Origin of the sequence: Catalinimonas locisalis, assembly GCF_038039535.1 — a bacterium.
Taxonomy (GTDB): Bacteria; Bacteroidota; Bacteroidia; order Cytophagales; family Cyclobacteriaceae; genus Catalinimonas.
In genome coordinates this window covers 188480-205783 of sequence record NZ_JBBPHP010000007.1, presented here as the reverse complement: position 1 = coordinate 205783, position 17304 = coordinate 188480, and the positions used below count along the sequence as shown (strand labels likewise).

The following is a 17304-nucleotide window of genomic DNA, read 5'->3' as shown; positions in this document are numbered from 1 at the left end:
ACAGTTCAGAATTTTAATTTACTTCCTTATCAGCCAGCAACAAAGCCTCATCTAAAGCTTCTACGATAAAATCAATTTCATCTTTATTTACAATCAAGGGAGGCACTATCCAGATACCAAATTTGTCCGAAGGAATGTAGATATTTTTCTCTCTAAGCAAAAATTCAGCGATCTCTGTGACTACCGTTTTGGTGTATTTTTCTGATATTTTCCGTAGAGGTTCTTTAGTTTCTCTGTTTTTGACAATCTCTAGGGTATAAAATAACCCCAGCCCTCTTACATCTCCTACCGAAGGATGCTTTTGCCTAAGTTGCCCTAATCTCTCTCCCAGGTAAGCTCCCATTTTCTGCGTATGGGATAAGATGTTTTCTTCTTCCAGCACTTCAATACTTGCAAGGGCCGCAGCACAGGAAAGCGCATGTCCTGAAAAACTCTGCCCCATCCCAAAAATGTTGTCATCAAAAGAACGGGCTACTTTTCCGGATAAAATGGTAGCGGCCAGTGGGCTGTACATGCCCAGCGCCTTACCCATGATGATGATGTCCGGCTCAATGCCATAATGCTCAATCGCCAGCATTTTTCCAGTGCGCCCCATACCCGTCATCGTTTCGTCTACGATCAGAAGTATGTCATGCTGGTCGCAAATTTCTCTGAGGCGGGGAAAATAATCCGGTGGTGGTGGAATGATACCATTAGAACCAACGACCGGCTCTACCAATACTGCAGCTACTTTTCCCGAGCCTCCTTCAAAGGTGATCATCTGTTCCAGGTAATTGGCACAGGCCAGTTGGCATGATGGATATTCCAGTCCAAAGGGACAGCGGTAACAGTATGCGTCTGGGCCATGTACAAAGCCTGGCACGTTGAATGGCTCCTGAAACCAGCGTCGGGGGTCTCCACTGGCGGATGAGGCCAGAGAAGTAGCCCCGTGCCATGAGCGATAGCGGGAAATGATTTTGTAAGGAAAAGGATACTGCCGGTTTCCTTCCAGCTTTTCTTTGCCTTCCTGCTGCATGCGGTTGTACTGATACATACGTGCTGCTTTGATGGCTGCCTCCACCGCATTGGCCCCGCTTTGAGAAAACCAGACTTTCTTATTAGGACTTCCAGGTGTGATACGGGCCAGCTTTTCAGCCAGTTTAGCAGTTGGTTCGGTAGCAAAGTCATCAGTGACATACACTATTTTTTCCATCTGCTGCCGCATGGCTTCCAACACTTTGGGATGACTGAAACCCAGGTTGATACATTCGTGTGCACTGCGCAGGTCAAAAATTTTACGTCCATCAGTAGTGTGTATCCAGCAGCCTTCCGTTTTTTCTATTTCCAATGGTTGGTATCCATCCTGGGCTGCCCAGCACTGTAGCATGTACCTGGCTTGTTTACGCGCATAATCTTCTTTCATGGCCTTAAGCAGTAATTTCCTGAGTAGTAACTTCAGTAACTTCTCCCTGTTTCCAGACATGCAGACGCTGACGGAAGTAAATCATGGAAAGTATCATCAAAGCACTACCTACAAAAGTCATGGTGTAGGCTGAAACAATAAAGAAGCGGAGCCAGCTTAGTTCAGCATGACCAAAATTTTTGTAGAAAAGCACCCCTACACTGCCCAGATAGCCAAAAGAGTCGGCCACATAGATTAAGAATCCGGCGGTACCCACATATCTGAAAGCAGCCAGCAGTCGGTCAAACAATATGCTGTTGAAAGGCACATAACCCAGATACAAGCCCAAGCCAACCAAAGTCATCCACAGCGGAGGACTGATCCATGCCTGCTCAAAAGCAAAAGTACTGGCCCCCACCAGCAAGAAACCAAAAGCAATCAGCAAATGATAAGTATTCAGCGCCTTACGGTTACTTTTGATCAGCATAAGCAAGCCCATGATGAGGAGAACAGCTAAAGCAATGGGTACTTCAGTTTCGGTATAAATGGCTACATCTTCTCCATAACCTAGTGAAATCCAGATCTCCCGGGCAAAGTTATCCCGGAAATCACGGAAGGCAGTAAGAAAAATATAGGCAATGACCAGTAGGATAAGGCCGGGAGCAAAAAGCCGCAGAAACTCCCAACGCTCCGCCTTATTCATGGGTTTGCGCTTGGTACGCAGTCGCTCATCTTCTTTGGTGGGCGGAGGCAGTTGGTTGAGCATCCATACAAAAAATAGCAAAGGCAGTGCGAATAACATTCCCGTCACAAAGGGCATCCAGAAATTGCTCACCCCCCAATCCAACATCACCCATGCCCCTACTGTTTTGACAAAACCGGATGAAAAAATGAAGCTGATGGACAAACCTGCTCCTAAAATTTCTGTGAGTTTACGGCCTTCCAAATAGCTGAATACCAGCCCCCATACCATGCCTAGCGGCAGGCCATTGAGAAAAAGAAAAGGAATATTGTAAGGAGGAGGGACTATGGCAAACAGTAAAAGTGCTACACCCGCTATTCCAATCAATATTACGATAGAAATAGCTCTGTGCTTCCATCCCATCTCGGAGACAATTTTGATCCCCAGGAATTTGGAAAAAGTATAGCCAAGTACCTGAGCAGTGATCAGCCAGATTTTGTAATCTACTCCCCAAAGGGCAAAATCACTAAAGGTAGCTACCGCAAATGGTTTGCGAAAGGCATACATACAGGAGTAAGTGCAAAAAGCAGCGATAATGGCGTATAGAGAAAAGACCCAGTCTCCGACCGGGCCGCGGGTTCGGCTAAGCCAATGCGTAATTTTAGGATGGTACATAGTGAATTCCTTTGGTCGTGAGGGCTACATCCTGCCACTTGCCATCCAGCAAAACACGGCAGTGATCATATCCTATGTCTAATAGCAAGTTTGCGGTTTCTTCAAAACAGGCCGTAATCTCTCTCGGATGATGCGCATCAGAGTTTAGCATGATAGGAATATCCAGCGCTTTCATACGCTCCAGTATCCAGGGGCTTGGATAGGGATCAACCGTTTTCTTTTTGTAAATGCCCCTTGTATTGACTTCAGTGATCAGGCCTTTCTTTTGAATCACCTGCAGGGTTTCTTCCACCGCATCACGATACCAGGAGGATTCCTCGCTAAACAAATCTCCCTCCTCGCTCTGCATCTTGATTTTATCCAGATGCCCCACGATGTCCGGCGGATCTTCCACTACCATTTGCCTGATGAGGGAGTAATATCTTTCTATGGCTTTTGGGGTATCTCCTTTGAAAATCCGCTCCAATCCTTCCAGAAAAAGCGCATGCTTGCCGTCAATTTCCCAGGGATGTCCGTTTGGAAAGAAGTCCACAAAATGCACGGACCCCACTGTATAATCCAGACCTAGTTTTCTGATCCGCTCATGTCCCGGTCCGGCTACTTCGGGAATATAATCTACTTCCAAACCAGTATAAATTTGAAGCTGATCGGCATATTGCGCTTTTGCGTTACGAACTTCTGCCACGTATTTTTCAGCCTCACTTTCTTTCATAGTCCAGGCCACTTCAAAAGGGATAGGCGCATGAGAAGAGAATCCATAGGCAGGCATCTGTTGTGCTATAGCTGCCTCGGCATATTCTTCAGCCCTGCCTTTTCCATCACAATAATGCGTATGCCCGTGAAAATTGGTAAAGCCCATGAACGAGATGTAGGTTAAAGATTAGAAGTTTCAGGTTATAATTGCTCAAAATAATACTAAACAGGAGTTTGAATATAGCATAAATAAAGGTGCACAGGATTAAATTAATGTTATCATTTTTCAGAACAAGTTGAATATCATTCAACTCTAAATAATCATTCCAGCAGATTTAACAATAAATTCTTATGGGAACCGCTACAGTTCAGGCAAGAAATTTTTACCTTGCTCTGGTAAAATCAAGTAAAACCTCATGCGAAACCTCGCGACCAGCTTAGTATTTATTTTTGTATTAGCCTTGGACATCCATGCCCAGATGTTGCCGGGGATTAAACATGTAGTATTGATAGGCATTGACGGACTAAGCCCGGAAGGTATCATGCAGGCCAGTACCCCAACCTTTGATTCACTGATGCAGGAAGGAGCCTATTCTATGACCGCTCAGGCAGTTTTACCTTCCAGCAGTGGCCCCAACTGGGCTTCCATGATTTATGGAGCCTCTCCTGAAGAACATGGTGTTTATAATAATGAATGGCGGCCTAAAGATATTGGACAACAGGTGCTTTGTAATGAAAAACCCGGAACCATGTGGCCCAGTATTTTTCGCCTGGTAAGAGATCAGTACGATGATGCTGAGCTGGCAAGTTTTCATGAGTGGAGTACTATTGGCAGACTGATAGAACCTGGCGTTTTGAATATGCTGGCAGATACCAAAGGCGAAGATCGTACTGCCCAAGCAGCGGCTGATTATTTATTTGAGTATGAACCCGAAATCATGTTTGTGCATCTGGATCATGTAGATCATGCCGGACATTCCCAGCAATGGGGCTCAGCCGAGTATCTGCATGCGGTAGAAAAAGCCGACCGACTGACCAATCTAATTTTGGAAGGGCTACGCAAAAAAGGCCTCTTGGAAGAAAGTCTGATCATTGTTACTTCTGATCATGGAGGTATTAATACCAGTCATGGCGGCAATACTCCTGAAGAGACCACTATCCCCTGGATCATCAGTGGTTCAGCCGTTAAGGCCAATTACGAAATTTCTGAAGATATTATGACCTATGATACTGCCGCTACCATTGCCTATGTATTTGGCCTTCAGCAGCCTTCCTGCTGGATTGGTCGCCCGGTCATCAGCGCTTTTAAAGAATATTAGTTGATGAGGAATGATGTAATACATAATACCTATTGCAAAGATGCCACCGTATTGAGTTCTCAGAATATGCAATTTTCAAATCTGTATTTATAATTTTTTTTCCATGAAAAAGCAATTTGATGTAGCTATCGTGGGTGCCGGAATCGTAGGCCTGGCAGTGGCACTGGCTTCAGCCCGCAAAGGTAAAAAGGTAGCTGTGTTTGAAAGAAATTCACGAGCTATAGGAGCTTCCATCCGTAACTTCGGCCTGATCTGGCCTATAGGTCAGGCACCCGGCCCAGCCTTGGAAAGAGCGCTGCGGAGCAGAGCCATCTGGCTGGAAGTAGCAGAAAAAGCCGGTTGCTGGGTCACTCAAAATGGCTCATTACATCTGGCCCATCAGCCAGATGAGATGGCAGTGCTGGAGGAATTTATGGCACAAAGCCACGATAAAGGCTACGAATGTCAAATGCTCACTGCCGCTCAGGCTTCACAAAAGAGTAAAGGTGTTAGGCCAGAAGGATTGCTGGGCGGCTTATGGAGTGCCACCGAACTTACTGTTGATCCCCGAGAAGCCATTGGCAAACTACCCGCCATGCTGGAAGAGCGATATGGTGTGCAGTTTTACTTTGATACAGTCATCAATGCCATAGAAAAAGGTAAGCTCCAGTCTAGTCAACAATCTTATCAGGCAGAGAAAATATTTGTGTGTAGCGGCAGTGATTTTGAAACGCTTTACCCGGAAGTATTTGCTCAGACAGAGCTTACCAAATGCAAGCTACAGATGATGCGCACTGCTGCTCAGTCAAACAATTGGAATTTAGGCCCTACCCTTTGCGGAGGTTTAACGCTCAGGCATTATGCTGCTTTTCAGGACTGCCCTTCTTTACCGGCAATGAGTGACCGCTTTGATGCAGAAAACCCTGCTTTTGCCCAATGGCATATCCATGTGATGATGGCTCAGAATGGTTTGGGCCAACTAGTGATTGGAGATTCACACGAATACGGGAAGACCTTAGGTCCTTTTGACAGAGAAGACATTAACCGTCATATCATGGATTACCTGCATACTTTTGCTCAAGCTCCGGATATGGAGATTGCGGAACGCTGGCATGGTATCTATCCTAAATTGCCGGGAAAAACAGAATTTATCGCCCATCCTTCTGATGAAGTAACTATCGTCAATGCTCTCAGCGGTGCCGGTATGACACTTTCTTTTGGACTGGCAGAAGAGGTGATCGCTAAAACTTTGTAAATAAAAAAGGATAGCCATAATGACTATCCTTAACGTCTTTGTAGTACCCTAAGGCAGCATAGCCTTAAAATCATCGTAAGTGGCAGGGTTAAGGGCGTCAGTATCGCAGCCTACTTCATTGGCTTTCTCCGTAATATTTTCCACACGGTTATCCGGATTAGGGTGAGTACTCAGAAACTCAGGAGTCCCTCCAGCCTGCTCTTCATCTATCAACTTCTGAAAAAACGAGCGGGCAGCAGCGCAATTGTAGCGGGTATCCGACAGATATTCTACTGACTTTTCATCCGCACTGGTCTCAAAATTTCTACTAAATTCCAAACTTAACAGACCTGCGGCTACCTGGCTTAACTGCTGGGCAGTACCTTCACCCAACGCAATACTAATCAAAATACTAAGCCCCTGCTGTCTTTCCATCTGGCGAGCGGAATGCTCCAGGTCAGCGTGAGCGATCTCATGACCTAGTACACCTACCAGGTCATCTTCCTGCTCCAGATATTTGATCAGTCCGGTATAGACATACACAAACCCTCCAGGTGCAGCAAAAGCATTTAAAGTTTCATCATCCTTTATGATTCTGATCTGCCAGGGGAATTCTTCGTAGCGTACCGCGTCTGAAGCTAAGATTTCACTGAAAACACCTTCCAGGTAGTCATATGCTTCCGGATACTCTGATTCGTCCAAAACCGGATACTCTCCAGGATTTGCCAGGATAGTAGAATCCAGTTGACGCCCTAATTCAATCTGCTGCTCGGGAGAAATAAATATTGCACTATCCTCTTCACAAGAGACAAATGCAAAAAATAACGTGCAGCTTATCGCATAAAAGAAAAATCTGAATGAAAATTTATTGTTCATAAAAAAAAGCATTTGAAATATTTACCCAAATGAAACTTCATCTAGTAAATGATTGCCTGCAAGTTTCATGCTCTTAATAACGCCACCGTAGTTTACATGCACAATATTTATCTGATCATCAAAAATTTCTGTCAGGATAGAACTTCTTACCTGTATACTTTCTAGGTGATCCACATCACTCACCTCAAAGTAGCACCACATCGCCATATCCTCTATTTCCTTGCCTAAATAGACCGCTTGCACGTCTTTTCCATTTACTTTGATATTCATATGCTTGCGTAAATACTTTTCAATATGTTGGTCCAGGCTTTGCGGATCTTTAGGATTGAGCACATCTACAAAGGCCTGCTCAGGTGTTCTGAACTGCTCGTCATTCAAAGCTTCTTCCAGATCGTCGGCAAAGATTTTAAGAGTAATTTGCAGCGTATTTTCATCAGAAGCGTGGTGAATACTCATCACACTGACGTGGAAGGGATGAAAATTAAGCAGCAAACTTGTCAGGAAATATATTAAAATCATGTTTTCAATAGGTTAGTTAAATTATAGTTGGGAAGGCAGAAGCTGGAAGTCAGAAGACCGAAGAAACTTCGGACTTCCAGCTTCCGTCTTCTTCTGACCTCTTTTTCTAAACGGAAATTTTCCTCAATTCATCCCTTAATCTAACGAAAGCTTCTCTGCAAATACATCAAGCGTAGTTTCTGGCTTGCCCAATCGCTGCCAGGTTTCCTCGGCACGGAAAGTTTCAGGATAATTATTGATACTATCAATAATGTGAGCACCATAGCTGGCTTTATTAGAAAAAATGCCCAGAAATTTCAGAATTCCTATCGGCATTTTAGTAATTTTCAGGTTTTTTTCAGGAAAATGCTGAGTAAATTTTGCCAAAGCTTCTTCCTGTCCGATGGCTTCCGGTCCCTGCACAATATAATGATGATTGCCTTCATCAATCTGTAATGCTTTGGCTACCTGCCTGCCATAATCATGGGCAGCAATCCACCACATTTTGTGTTTAGGCTTACCTACCAGCAGCAGGCGATTCCCTGACATAAATTGACTGGGAATGGCTTCCATAAAGTTGGAGGGATAGAAAATCGTATAAGGAATTCGGGATTCTTTAAGCTGCCGGATCGCATCTCTTTTGATTCCAAATACCCACCAATCTGAGGAATACTCCTGAACCAGTGAAGATAAGTTGGCTATGCGCTGTACTCCCTCCTGCCGGGCAGCAAGTATAACTTTGCGCATACCATCTCTTTCAGCATGGAAACCTTTTTTGGGCTCATCCTGGGCTACTGAAAGGCTGAGATATACCGCGTCCATACCTTTGATAGCCTTGCTGATGGTTTCGTCATGCTGTAAATCACCCTGCATCAGTTCAATACCATTCGGAAGAAGTTTTCTTGCTTTGTCTACATTGCGCACCAGCGCTCTAAGCTGAAATCCTGCTTTATGCAGTTCTATAGCTACCGGTCGGCCTAGCATGCCTGTAGCGCCAATGATAAGTACTTTCTGGATCATGGGATAGGTAGTGTTATGGTTCTAAGTGTTATAGTTAGATGGTGGTATAGTTGAATATTACCTGTCTAAAGTATTTTTTTAGTTTTACCAAGTGTACTTGTATTGGATATATAAAACTAACCATATAAGATGCTTAATTGGATAACCATAACACTTTAACACCCTCCCACAATAACACTATTTAAACTCTGCCAGAATCTTTAAAGCATCTTCACGGTCAACTGCTAATTGTGCTTTGAGTAGCTCAATATTTTCATACTTCATATCGCCACGAATCTTTCCTATGAACTCAACCTGAAGGGTTTCTCCGTAGATCTGCTTGTCAAAGTCAAAGATATTGACTTCAATATTACGTTGTATCCCATTGATGGTAGGACGCACACCAATGTACATCATGCCTTCGTACTGATGCTCATTCCACCTTACTTTGCAGGCATAGATTCCGTCTTTGGGAATAAGCTTATAACGTTCAGGAATCACAAGGTTTGCCGTAGGAAAGCCCCAGCTTCGCCCTAACTGATCGCCTTTCACCACTTCACCTGAAATCTGGTACGGGCGTCCCAAATACTCACTAGCGGTAAAAATATCTCCTTCTTCCAGGGCCTGACGTATTTTAGTAGAGCTTACCCCCACATGATCCACATCCTGACGTGGTATTTCTTCTACCTGAAAGCCATATTTATCAGCGTTTTCTTTGAGGTACTCAAAGCTACCTTCTCTATTTTTACCAAAACGATGATCGTAGCCAATCACCAGATATTGGGTGCCAATTTTTTTGACCAGTACGTTGCGGATAAATTCGTCGGAGCTGAGCTGAGAAAATTCTTTGGTAAAAGGAATACGTACGACATGGTCAATTCCCAGCTGTTCAAAAATTTTCACCTTTTCCTCAAATGTGGATAAGAGTTTCAGCGTGTCGTCTTCGGGATGCAAGACCAAGCGGGGGTGCGGCCAGAAGGTAACTACTACCGTTTCTCCACCTTTCTGCCGGGCAATTTCAATCAGGCGCTTCAATATTTTTCTATGCCCTATATGCACACCATCAAAAGTACCACTGGTCACTACAGCGAGCTGAGGCTGCTCAAAAGAAGTGCTTCCATCGTGTACTTTCATAGTTAAGGTTTTATCTCTTTTTGTAATTGATAAAGGGGTAGTTTGTTATAGCTTCAGACATTTATGAAGCGTCTTTTTTGACCAAATCTACAAATTCATTGATCTGATAAGCCTCATTTACATGAAACGCTCCGTTGCGTGTACGGCGCAGGCTGGAAAGATAAGCGCCTACTTTAAGGGCTTTTCCAAAATCGCGTACCAGGCTGCGGATGTAAGTACCTTTAGAACAAACAATACGAAAATCAACTTCGGGGAGTTCAATTCTGGTCAACTCAAAAGTGTTTACTGTAACTTCACGGGCTTTGACCAGCACCTCTTTCCCCTTGCGGGCTTTTTTGTACAGGCGTTCCCCTCCTACTTTGACCGCGGAATACATCGGAGGAATCTGCTCTATTGCACCTAAAAACTGTTGCCGAGCTTCTTCCAGTTCAGCTTCTGTAAGATGATCTGCCGGAGTATCGCTGTCAAAATCAGTTTCCAGGTCTATGGAGGGTGTAGTTTTGCCAAGTACCAGTGTACCGGTATACTCTTTCTCTTGCGCTTGAAACTGCTCTATCTGCTTGGTCATTTTACCGGTGCAGAGGATAAGCAGCCCGGTCGCCAGAGGGTCAAGCGTGCCGGCATGTCCAATTTTCTTGAGCTTGAGCTGATAGCGGAGCTTATTCACTACGTCAAAAGATGTCCATTCCAGAGGCTTGTCAATCAGTATTACTTCCCCCTGCTGAAAGTCATAATTTTCTTTGTCAAACAATGAATAAGGCTCAGGCATGAATGATTATTATGTCAATGCGGTAATGATGGCGATGATGCCTACGATTAAACAATAGAAAGCGAAGTAAATTAGTTTACCTTTTTTCACAATAGAGATCATCCACTGGCAAGCCAAAAGACCGGAAACGAAGGCAGCAATAAAGCCTAAAAGAAGGGCTAATCCTGAAATCCCCCCTGCCAAAGCGGGTTCTTCATAGTAATCTTTGACTTCCAGTAATGAAGCTCCGAGAATGGGAATAAGCACCATCAAAAAGGAGAAACGAGCAGCTTTTTCTTTTTCCACACCTATCAGCAAAGAGGTGGCAATCGTAGCACCTGAACGGGATATACCGGGAAGAATAGCAATAGCCTGCGCCATACCGATGATTAAGGCTTTGGGATAAGTAACATTCCCCCCCTGCTTTTTGGCATAGTAAGTCATAGCCAGCAGGGTAGCGGTGAGCAATAGCATAAAACCTACCAGGAGTACATCTCCTCCGAAGAAGGCTTCAATCTGATCTTTATAAAAAACACCGATCAGACCTACGGGTATCATGGAAAGCAGAAGTTTGGAAATATACTTTACCTCGTCATTCCATTGAAATTTGAATAACCCAACAAAAAGCTGAGCAATATCTTTACGAAAAACTACAATGGTACTGAGTGCTGTGGCACTGTGCACCACTACTGAAAACAGCAGGTTGTCTTTACTCTGCACTCCTAATAAAACTGTTCCCAGTTCAATATGCCCGCTACTACTTACAGGCAAAAACTCGGTAAGACCCTGAACGATCCCTAAGATAATGGCTTCTATGATAGACATAATATATACTCACTTTTGACTTGAGTGAGCAAAGATCATTCAGGTTTTGTTAAAATAGCGAAGAATTCTACGATAAAACCTATCATCACAGTAATTGGGCCTAAAGTTAAACCTAAAAAGCCAAATCCATACTGCTCGCTGTCTAATGACATCATTGTAAATCCAAGAATGAGGATACCGATTCCGATTACCATCAGAACGTAGTTTTTCTTGCCGAAGGGAAGTTGATTTTTATCTGCCATGCGTTTATGGTGTTATGGTTTTATAGTTCTTAGTGTTATAGTTCTTGATTTTATAGTGTAATAGCAGATGGTTGTTGTAAAATTTGCAATTATCTGATTCCATATTAACAATCAGTTCTATTTTTCTGATCCTCTGAAAATTATGACTCTTTCCAATTTTTAATTTTCAATCTGAAAATTTTAATTAATAAAGCTCGTCCAGAGACATTTTCAGGTATTTGCTGATTGCCCTATAGGTACTCAAAAAACCTATAAAGCCTCCCACAATCAACAGCAAGCCCATCAAAATAAAAATATTAGCAGGGTCCTGAAGCTGTTCTATATCCTCAATCTGCTGGTTGAGATACTGCAATACAAAGAGCAAAAGTATAGAAGCCAGTATACCTCCCAAAACACCATGCATAAAAGAACGACGTAGAAAGGGACGTTGGATAAATCCTGCTGTAGCCCCTACTAATTGCATACTCCTGATCAGGAAGCGCTGGGAAAAAAGTGCCAGGCGAATGGTATTGTTGATGAGGACTGCTACAATAATAACCAACAAGACTGCAAAACCTAATAACACCAGACTCACTTTCGCCAGATTTTGATTGATAGAACGCACCAGATTTTCCACATAGGTCACTTCAAAAACACCGTTCATGCGCTCAATGTCCAGTTTCACCTTAGCCAATGCTTCTGTATCCTGAAACTCCGTATTGATATTGATCACATAGGCGTCACGCAAAGGATTTTCTCCCAGAAATTGAGTAAAATCTTCACCGGTATCTTCTATAAATTCTTCCGCCGCTACTTCCTTAGAAATAAAACTGATTTGCGGCTGATCTTCCACTACCGCCACATATTCTTTACCAGCTAGCGTTTTCTGAATCTGAATTTTTTCATTTTCTGAGACTGTACGATTTAGGAATATCTGCATGCTCACGTTTTCACGAATCATGCGCGTAAGGCTATTGGCATGTAGAATCAGCAGACCAAAAAGTCCAATCACAAAAAGTGCAAGCGTAATACTGAAAACCACACTGATATAGGGATAGCTTCCCAGCTTTTTTTTCTTTTTATGTTTGACCTCTTTTACTTCCATGACAATTTTTCAGTGAAACGAAAGTCTACTTCAATTATTTACCTTTGCGGCCACTTTTATTACCTCCACCTTTGTTGCCTCCGTTCTTACGGCTATCATCACTGGCCTTCATGGCTTCTTCCAGGCGCTGCTGAAATTTAGACTTCTTCTTGTTTTTATTCCGCTTCTTGTTCTCATCCAGAATCTTACGGATTTTCTCATCATCCACAAATTTACGGATGATGGCCTGCTGACCGAAAGTAACAATGTTAGACACAAAATAGTAGAAGCTCAAGGCAGCAGGGAATGAATTCAGCACGAACATAAAAATGACCGGCAGAAAGTACTGCATGTTTTTCATCGGTCCCTGCACCGTACTCGCCTGATTGTTTGACCAGGTGTACAGGATGGTAGAAGCCGTCATCAGCAGTACAAACAAACTCACATGATCTCCATAAAATGGAATGGTAAAAGGTAAGTCTAAAATTGAATCGTAGGTAGAAAGATCTTCTGCCCAGAGGAAAGGCTCCTGACGTAGCTCAATGGCATTGGGAAAGTAATTGAACATGGCCAGTAGTATCGGCATCTGCAGTAGCACCGGCACACAACCGCTCAGCGGGTTGACACCCACTTTCTGGTAGAGTTGCATCTGCTCCTGCTGCGCCTTAGCCATATCATCTCCATGCTTTTCCTTGATCTCGTCCAGCTCTGGTTTCAGCACTTTGATCTTAGCCATAGAAATATATGACTTATAAGAAAGTGGAAAGAGCAGGGTTTTGATTACCAGCACCAGTATAATAATGATTAATCCATAGTTGCTGATGAATTGTTCCAGCCAGTGAAACATATAAGAGATAGGATACTTACTGATCCACTTTACTATGGGCCAGCCAAAGTCAATATTTTCCTCAAAATCAGGGGCAACTTTGGTCATCACCTGCTGGTCGTTGGGGCCAAAGTAGTAGCTGTAGGATAATGTACCATTACTCAGGTCGGCCAGCCCCATACTTACCGCCATATTCATGTTTTTGACCAGTGTAGTATTTTCTTCTTCTGGGCTATCGGTAACCAACCGAGCCTGACTGAAAGATTCTTCAGCAATGATGGCAGCACTAAAGAAGCGCTGCTTCATGGCAATCCACTTCAGGGGAACTTCTACCGTTTCTTCTTCTGCTCCATCACCCATCAGTGAAGAGAGCTGCTCAAAATCACCATCGGCAGTGTAATAGTTCATAGTGCTTCTGCGACGGCTTTCTTCCATATTCTGTTCCAGCGGACGAAGTTGGTTGCTCCAAGCAAATTGCAGATTACTACTGGTAAGCGCACCGGTAGCATTTTGTAACTCCAGATGATAGCCAATTTCATAACCTCTACCAGGGATGCTATAGACCTGTCTGATCTGCCCTCCCCCTTCAAGATTGGCAATCAACGTAACTTGGGTAGTATCTCCCTCGCTCACATTAACTTCTGAAGCACTGCTATTGTAATAAAGATCGTAAAGGTCTATTTCACCTCTTTCTGTATCCGCCAACAGGCTAAAACTATTGCTTTCTTCATTGAACAGTACCAGTTGGTTTCCAGCACCGTCCTTATATTTTTTCAACTCTACCCTCTCTACTGTACCTCCGTGGGTATTTATGGTCAGGAGTATATCTTCATTTTCTACTGATACTGTTTTAGCCTCACCGCTAGAAGCCTGGGCAAACACCCCGTATCGCTCACGATTACGCGCCTGCTGAACAGAATCAGCAGCAGCAGGAGTTGTCTGCTCTATGTCAGGTTCCTGCTGAGCAGGTGCCTCATCCACTTGTTGGGCCTGCTGCTCATTTTCTGCCGGAGGTGTAGGCTCCGGTGCAAAAAACTGAAAGTAGACAATGAGTAAAAGGCCCGAAAGCAATAAGCCTATTGCTTGGTTTCTATCCATAATATTAATAATTCTATGATAAGAATAGATACAATTTTAAGCGTCTTAAAATTTCAAGAGCGCAATATTAATGATTAATGACCAATGTACAATGAACATCCAAATAGAGCTGTCTTGCAGCCAGAGTAATAGGCTGAGCAATTTTGACTTTCACACTCAACATATAAGTAACTCTTCAGGTATTTTTATTTCATCATGCACAATATTATCTTTTGTTTTCTTTGGCAGCTTTAATAAAGCGGACAAATAAAGGATGAGGACTCAGCACTGTGCTTTTTAATTCGGGATGGTACTGTGTGCCTAAAAACCAGGGATGATCTTTAAGTTCAATGACTTCTACCAGCTTTGAATCCGGATTAATCCCGCTGGCGATCATGCCTGCTTTTTCAAATTGTTCCAGGTATTCATTGTTGTATTCATAACGATGACGGTGCCTCTCCTGAATAGTCTTGCGTCCGTAGGCCTGATAAGCCAGACTTCCTTTTTTCAGTTCACAATCGTAAGCACCCAAACGCATAGTACCTCCTTTGTTGACGATATGCTTCTGATCTTCCATCAATGCAATTACCGGATGCTTGCTTTTGGCATTCATCTCGGTAGAATCTGCATCCCTGATGCCTAATACATTGCGAGCGAACTCTATTACGGCACACTGCATGCCCAGGCAAATCCCGAAGTAAGGCACCTTATTTTCCCGGGCGTAACGGGCAGTTGCCAGTTTTCCGGGAATACCACGCTCGCCAAAGCCCGGGGCCACCAGTATACCATCTAAGTCGCTTAAAATCTCTTCTTTATTTTCTGCATTAATGGTTTCAGAAGAGATCCAGCGGACTCTTACCTTACATTCATTTTCAGCACCAGCGTGTACAAAAGCTTCGGCAATTGATTTATAAGCGTCCGGCAATTCTACATATTTTCCGATCACTCCTATGTTTACTTCGCTTAGTGGATTTTTGAGTTTACCCAAAAATTCTTTCCACTGCTCTATATCAGGCTCCCTTTTATGCGAAAGCTTAAGTTTGCTAAGGACCCTTTCATCCAGCTTCTCTTTACGCATCAGTAAGGGGACATCATAAATTGTGTCTGCATCTTTGGCTTCTATGACCGAATTGATGTTTACGTTGCAGAAAAGCGCAATTTTTTTCCTAATATCCATAGGAAGGTGACGCTCAGCACGGCAAACGAGGATGTCTGGTTGAACACCCGCTTCTGAAAGACGCTGTACTGAGTGCTGAGTAGGCTTGGTTTTAAGCTCCTTAGCTGCTTCCAGATAAGGCACGAGGGTAAGATGAATTACCAAAAAGTTACTGTTTCCCAGTTCCCAACGTGCCTGGCGCACTGCTTCAATAAAAGGCAATGACTCTATATCACCAACACAACCTCCGATTTCGGTAATTACGATGTCAAACTCACCGCTTTCTCCCAAGCGAAAGAAATTAGCTTTGATTTCATCCGTGATATGCGGAATCACCTGTACCGTCTTTCCCAGGTAAATTCCTTCCCTTTCTTTGGTGATTACATTATTGTAAATGCGGCCGGTGGTTACATTATTGGCCTGCGAAGTGCGGACATTCAAAAATCGCTCATAATGCCCGAGGTCAAGGTCGGTTTCTGCTCCATCATCCGTCACATAGCATTCGCCATGCTCATAGGGGTTCATTGTCCCCGGATCTATGTTGATATACGGATCAAATTTCTGAATCGTAACCCTGAAACCCCGCGACTGTAATAGTTTACCCAGCGATGCAGAGATGATTCCTTTACCTAGTGAAGATGTAACGCCTCCCGTTACGAAGATATACTTTACTGAACCCATAAGATGTTGCCTCCCATTATTCTGATTTGGACTTTAGCAAATATTATGGGGCACAAAGTTACGGGAATAAATAAGATTATTAAGTAATACTGATGATTAAAGTTGATGCCAGCCTGGATACTTATCAAACAGTGATTTTTCAAACATTTTATAGTAAAGGAGGTAGTAAAAAGCAGTATGTCTTAATACTGAATCAAAAACTTTTAAATAATTCTTACATTAGATACATTTAAAGCTTTTGGAGTTTATCCATTTGCATTTTTTACTTATAAGCCTAGATTAATAAGGTTGAAGCAGTATAAAATTTAATTTTTACGAGCTTTTATTATACTAAACCCATAAGCAAAGCATTTATTATCATAATTTTTTGTTAAGTATTTTAATCTTTCTTCTGTACCTGCACATAATTTTCTTGAGTTCTTTTAGAAATATTACAACTTTAATCGTATATTTGAAAATGTAATATTATTTATTTTTTTTATAATTTTGCTAATAAATAATATTACAAGCGCACTGAAACAAATGATACACGAGATGCAAAGGCCTATTGCAATCACATTATTCTGTTGGCTGAGCCTGTTCAGTACATGGGCTTGGGGGAAGGATAATAGTAAACTAATAGAAAAACCTGCTGTTACTCATAATAGTGACACGCTTCACTATAAAAAGATCTTCCACGCATCAGCTTTTGCCCCTGAATTTACACTTTCTACCAACACTATAATTGTAGATGAAGACTTTGAGGGGGAAGAAATAATTAACATTACTCCAAACCCTGATAATGATACTCCTTTTGTAGAATATAGTATTAATGAAGTTACATCCCCTGACTTTGCCGATGTAGAAATCATTCAAAATGAAGATGAAGTTTATGTTAGAATCACTTCAGTAGAAAATGAAAACGGAGGCCCCATTGATATAGAAGTCACTGCTACTGATGTTAATGATGATACTAATACCTTCTCCGCTGCTTTTAGCCTGCAAGTAAGCCCGGTCAATGACATCCCTACAGTAGCCAATACCATTGACAATATCACTGTGGATGAAAACGCCGAACCCAGCAGCATTGACATCAGCAATGTCTTTTCTGATGTGGATGACGAAGAGTTGAGCATCACCGCCAGTAGCGATAATACCGATCTGGTACAAGCTTCTATCAATGGTAATAGCCTCACCCTTACCTTCTCTCCTGAGGCTTCCGGGCAGGCTAACATCA

The 17304-nt window shown here is 42.9% G+C and carries 16 protein-coding genes; 3 read left to right on the top strand and 13 right to left on the bottom strand.

All coding sequences use genetic code 11. The annotated features are described in order from the left end of the window. Nucleotides 1–13 precede the first annotated feature (13 nt). From WJR50_RS11995 to WJR50_RS11985, 3 genes are read right to left on the bottom strand one after another with little or no spacing between them, the layout of a single operon-like run. Nucleotides 14–1402, bottom strand: coding sequence for an aminotransferase family protein (locus tag WJR50_RS11995; protein WP_341293518.1), 1389 nt, complete (start codon nucleotides 1400–1402; stop codon nucleotides 14–16). A gap of 4 nt (nucleotides 1403–1406) precedes the next feature. Beyond that, nucleotides 1407–2738 carry a DUF5690 family protein gene (locus WJR50_RS11990; RefSeq protein WP_341293517.1) on the bottom strand — a complete coding sequence of 444 codons (1332 nt, stop codon included), beginning with the start codon at nucleotides 2736–2738 and terminating at the stop codon, nucleotides 1407–1409. Then, on the bottom strand, nucleotides 2725–3597 hold the full coding sequence (locus WJR50_RS11985; RefSeq protein ID WP_341293516.1) for a histidinol-phosphatase: 873 nt from the start codon (nucleotides 3595–3597) through the stop codon (nucleotides 2725–2727). Before WJR50_RS11985 ends, WJR50_RS11990 begins: the two co-directional genes overlap by 14 nt. A 250-nt stretch (nucleotides 3598–3847) precedes the next feature. Here WJR50_RS11985 and WJR50_RS11980 point away from each other — a divergent pair, with 250 nt between their 5' ends. Both WJR50_RS11980 and WJR50_RS11975 read left to right on the top strand, forming a co-directional pair. Then, nucleotides 3848–4750, top strand: coding sequence for an alkaline phosphatase family protein (locus WJR50_RS11980; RefSeq protein WP_341293515.1), 903 nt, complete (start codon nucleotides 3848–3850; stop codon nucleotides 4748–4750). Between the two features lie 103 nt (nucleotides 4751–4853). After that, on the top strand, nucleotides 4854–5984 hold the full coding sequence (locus tag WJR50_RS11975; protein WP_341293514.1) for a TIGR03364 family FAD-dependent oxidoreductase: 1131 nt from the start codon (nucleotides 4854–4856) through the stop codon (nucleotides 5982–5984). Nucleotides 5985–6032: 48 nt separating this feature from the next. On the opposite strand, the gene WJR50_RS11970 is transcribed toward WJR50_RS11975, so the two are convergent. From WJR50_RS11970 to pyrG, 10 genes are all read right to left on the bottom strand, one after another. Continuing rightward, complete coding sequence (locus WJR50_RS11970; protein ID WP_341293513.1) at nucleotides 6033–6839, bottom strand: M48 family metalloprotease; 807 nt, start codon at nucleotides 6837–6839, stop codon at nucleotides 6033–6035. 21 nt (nucleotides 6840–6860) lie between these two features. Further along, nucleotides 6861–7358, bottom strand: coding sequence for a DUF6702 family protein (locus tag WJR50_RS11965; protein WP_341293512.1), 498 nt, complete (start codon nucleotides 7356–7358; stop codon nucleotides 6861–6863). Nucleotides 7359–7493: 135 nt separating this feature from the next. Then, nucleotides 7494–8357 carry an SDR family oxidoreductase gene (locus WJR50_RS11960; protein ID WP_341293511.1) on the bottom strand — a complete coding sequence of 288 codons (864 nt, stop codon included), beginning with the start codon at nucleotides 8355–8357 and terminating at the stop codon, nucleotides 7494–7496. Between the two features lie 177 nt (nucleotides 8358–8534). After that, nucleotides 8535–9470, bottom strand: coding sequence for a bifunctional riboflavin kinase/FAD synthetase (locus tag WJR50_RS11955; protein WP_341293510.1), 936 nt, complete (start codon nucleotides 9468–9470; stop codon nucleotides 8535–8537). Between the two features lie 61 nt (nucleotides 9471–9531). Further along, nucleotides 9532–10239: a tRNA pseudouridine(55) synthase TruB gene (gene truB / locus WJR50_RS11950; RefSeq protein WP_341293509.1), complete on the bottom strand. Its 708-nt coding sequence runs from the start codon at nucleotides 10237–10239 to the stop codon at nucleotides 9532–9534. Nucleotides 10240–10248: 9 nt separating this feature from the next. Next, entirely contained in the window at nucleotides 10249–11043 is a 795-nt protein-coding gene (locus WJR50_RS11945; RefSeq protein ID WP_341293508.1) for an undecaprenyl-diphosphate phosphatase, read from the bottom strand. A gap of 35 nt (nucleotides 11044–11078) precedes the next feature. Beyond that, the gene (locus WJR50_RS11940; RefSeq protein ID WP_341293507.1) at nucleotides 11079–11285 is read right to left on the bottom strand and encodes a DUF3098 domain-containing protein; all 207 of its coding nucleotides are present in this window, start codon (nucleotides 11283–11285) and stop codon (nucleotides 11079–11081) included. 184 nt (nucleotides 11286–11469) lie between these two features. Beyond that, nucleotides 11470–12369 (bottom strand): cell division protein FtsX, encoded by a 900-nt coding sequence (locus WJR50_RS11935; protein ID WP_341293506.1) that lies wholly within the window; start codon nucleotides 12367–12369, stop codon nucleotides 11470–11472. Nucleotides 12370–12403: 34 nt separating this feature from the next. After that, a complete protein-coding gene (gene yidC / locus WJR50_RS11930; protein ID WP_341293505.1) occupies nucleotides 12404–14272 on the bottom strand; it encodes a membrane protein insertase YidC in 1869 nt (622 codons plus the stop codon). 205 nt (nucleotides 14273–14477) lie between these two features. After that, the gene (pyrG, locus tag WJR50_RS11925; protein WP_341293504.1) at nucleotides 14478–16088 is read right to left on the bottom strand and encodes a CTP synthase; all 1611 of its coding nucleotides are present in this window, start codon (nucleotides 16086–16088) and stop codon (nucleotides 14478–14480) included. 534 nt (nucleotides 16089–16622) lie between these two features. Between pyrG and WJR50_RS11920 the strand changes: the two genes are divergently transcribed. Next, nucleotides 16623–17304 (top strand): hypothetical protein (locus tag WJR50_RS11920; protein WP_341293503.1); only part of this gene is annotated, 682 nt, incomplete at its 3' end.

What these genes read in the sequence shown, in the direction of transcription:
- WJR50_RS11995 (WP_341293518.1), bottom strand. Translation starts at nt 1,402, where the DNA reads ATGAAAGAAGATTATGCGCGTAAACAAGCCAGGTACATGCTACAGTGC.
- WJR50_RS11990 (WP_341293517.1), bottom strand. Translation starts at nt 2,738, where the DNA reads ATGTACCATCCTAAAATTACGCATTGGCTTAGCCGAACCCGCGGCCCG.
- WJR50_RS11985 (WP_341293516.1), bottom strand. Translation starts at nt 3,597, where the DNA reads ATGGGCTTTACCAATTTTCACGGGCATACGCATTATTGTGATGGAAAA.
- WJR50_RS11980 (WP_341293515.1), top strand. Translation starts at nt 3,848, where the DNA reads ATGCGAAACCTCGCGACCAGCTTAGTATTTATTTTTGTATTAGCCTTG.
- WJR50_RS11975 (WP_341293514.1), top strand. Translation starts at nt 4,854, where the DNA reads ATGAAAAAGCAATTTGATGTAGCTATCGTGGGTGCCGGAATCGTAGGC.
- WJR50_RS11970 (WP_341293513.1), bottom strand. Translation starts at nt 6,839, where the DNA reads ATGAACAATAAATTTTCATTCAGATTTTTCTTTTATGCGATAAGCTGC.
- WJR50_RS11965 (WP_341293512.1), bottom strand. Translation starts at nt 7,358, where the DNA reads ATGATTTTAATATATTTCCTGACAAGTTTGCTGCTTAATTTTCATCCC.
- WJR50_RS11960 (WP_341293511.1), bottom strand. Translation starts at nt 8,357, where the DNA reads ATGATCCAGAAAGTACTTATCATTGGCGCTACAGGCATGCTAGGCCGA.
- WJR50_RS11955 (WP_341293510.1), bottom strand. Translation starts at nt 9,470, where the DNA reads ATGAAAGTACACGATGGAAGCACTTCTTTTGAGCAGCCTCAGCTCGCT.
- truB (WP_341293509.1), bottom strand. Translation starts at nt 10,239, where the DNA reads ATGCCTGAGCCTTATTCATTGTTTGACAAAGAAAATTATGACTTTCAG.
- WJR50_RS11945 (WP_341293508.1), bottom strand. Translation starts at nt 11,043, where the DNA reads ATGTCTATCATAGAAGCCATTATCTTAGGGATCGTTCAGGGTCTTACC.
- WJR50_RS11940 (WP_341293507.1), bottom strand. Translation starts at nt 11,285, where the DNA reads ATGGCAGATAAAAATCAACTTCCCTTCGGCAAGAAAAACTACGTTCTG.
- WJR50_RS11935 (WP_341293506.1), bottom strand. Translation starts at nt 12,369, where the DNA reads ATGGAAGTAAAAGAGGTCAAACATAAAAAGAAAAAAAAGCTGGGAAGC.
- yidC (WP_341293505.1), bottom strand. Translation starts at nt 14,272, where the DNA reads ATGGATAGAAACCAAGCAATAGGCTTATTGCTTTCGGGCCTTTTACTC.
- pyrG (WP_341293504.1), bottom strand. Translation starts at nt 16,088, where the DNA reads ATGGGTTCAGTAAAGTATATCTTCGTAACGGGAGGCGTTACATCTTCA.